This is a genomic window from Streptomyces sp. MB09-02B, assembly GCF_033794485.1.
In the GTDB taxonomy this organism is placed as follows: domain Bacteria; phylum Actinomycetota; class Actinomycetes; order Streptomycetales; family Streptomycetaceae; genus Streptomyces.
In genome coordinates this window covers 1-1,667 of record NZ_JARGEE010000816.1, presented here as the reverse complement: position 1 = coordinate 1,667, position 1,667 = coordinate 1, and the positions used below count along the sequence as shown (strand labels likewise).

Annotated in this window: 2 protein-coding genes; one reads left to right on the top strand and one right to left on the bottom strand. The window is 73.3% G+C overall.

Features of this window, described 5'->3' with window-relative positions; translation table 11 throughout:
- On the top strand, window positions 1-1,174 hold a 1,174-nt coding region (locus tag P1P70_RS44320; protein ID WP_319248120.1), incomplete at its 5' end, for a type VI secretion protein.
- A gap of 18 nt (window positions 1,175-1,192) precedes the next feature.
- On the opposite strand, the gene P1P70_RS44315 is transcribed toward P1P70_RS44320, so the two are convergent.
- Complete coding sequence (locus P1P70_RS44315) at window positions 1,193-1,579, bottom strand: signal peptidase I (protein ID WP_319248118.1); 387 nt, start codon at window positions 1,577-1,579, stop codon at window positions 1,193-1,195.
- Between the last annotated feature and the right edge of the window lie 88 nt (window positions 1,580-1,667).

Below are 1,667 nucleotides of genomic sequence, written 5' to 3'. Positions count from 1 at the left end.
GGCGTGCTGTGCCGTTGCTCGGGGACCGGCGCCGATGAGGCCGACGCCGCATCCGACCCCCTCCGCGTCGGCCTCATCGGCGCCGGTCCCCGAGCAACGGCACAGCACGCCCCTCACGCCGGCCACCCAGGCGGCCTCGCCCGGCGGGTCGGCAGCCCCCGCCGACGCACACCCCACCTCCCTCACACCCACCACCGCCGGCCACGCACCCACCGGCACCCACACGGGCGCCACCTGGGCGAACCCGGTCCCCACGGTCGTCCTCGGCCCCGCCGAGTCCCGTCGCCCGGTCGCCGCGCAGGCCGTACGGGACGCCGAAGGCCCGGCCCTCGTCGTCACCTCCGACCCCACCCTCTGGGCGGACACGAAGGACGCCCGCGCGAAACTGGGCCCGGTCCTCCTCTACGACCCGGCACACCGCTGCGACACCCCGGCCCGACTGCACTGGTCGCCCATCTCCGGCTGCGAGGACAAACCGACAGCACTGGCCAGGGCCATCGCCCTGCTCGCCCCCATCCGCCCCACCGCCAGGATCGACCAGGCGGTGGCGGACACCGCCGAAACCCTCCTGCGCAGCTACCTCCACGCCGCCGCCATAGACTCCCGCACCATCCGCCACCTGCACCGCTGGGCCCAGGGCAGCAACGTCCAGGAAGCGGTCCGCGCCCTGCGGACGAACCCGAAGGCGGCCCCCGGCGCGGCGGGTGAGCTGGAGTCGGCGCTCACCTCGCACCCCGAACGCCGGGACATCGCACAGCAGTTGACGGCACGCGCCCTCTCCGCCCTCTCGACGGTCAACGTCCGGGAAGCGTGCGCCCCGAACCGAGCCGACTCCCTGGCGCTGGATTCCTTCGTGCACGAGGGGGGAACGCTCTATGTGGTCGGCGACCCCATCGAGGACCCCAAGGCGAACCCCTCCGCCATGCCTCTTCTGACGGCTCTCGCCTCAAGCGTGGTCGAGCGCGGCCGGCGCATGGCCGAACGGTCATCCTCCGGCCGCCTCGACCCACCACTCACCCTGGTCCTGGACGACGTGGCGGCCGTGGCCCCGCTCCCGCAGCTCCCCACGCTCCTGACCGGCGGTGCCGACCAGGGCCTCCCCACCCTGGCCCTCCTCCGCTCCCGCGAACAGGCCCGATCCCGCTGGCCGAACGCCGAACTCCCGCTGCCGTGACAGCTGTGCCGGAGGCGGTCAGGAGGAGGCACCCTCGTCCGCCTCCGCCACCGCGTACCCGGCCACGGACGGCCACCGCACGGTCAGCACCACCGACTCCTCCTCCGCGACCCAGGAGTGGTCCACCCCGCGCCCCCAGACGACATAGTCGCCCTGGCGCTCCAACACCACGCTACGGCCGGGGAAGTCGACCCGGAAACGACCGCTGATCAGCACCTGCAGAGCGGTCCGTTCCTCACCCCTGACCCACTCGGCGCGCGTGTCACCCCGCGGATGCACACCCCACTTGATCTCCACCGCCTCACTCCGCCGCGGATCCCCCTCCGCCTTGAAGTGGCCGAGCAGCCAACCCCGGTCCAGCGCCGCGTCCTTGCCCGCATTGCCCACATACACGCCGTCGTCCATGCCGCCGAACGCTAACACCCGACCCCCGCGCCCAGAGTCCCGAGCCCCACACCTATGCCCACTCCAGCACGTACTCCAACTCCCGCCC

Excerpts from the sequence above, each read along its gene's own strand:
- P1P70_RS44315 (WP_319248118.1), bottom strand. The coding sequence starts at position 1,579 with ATGGACGACGGCGTGTATGTGGGCAATGCGGGCAAGGACGCGGCGCTG.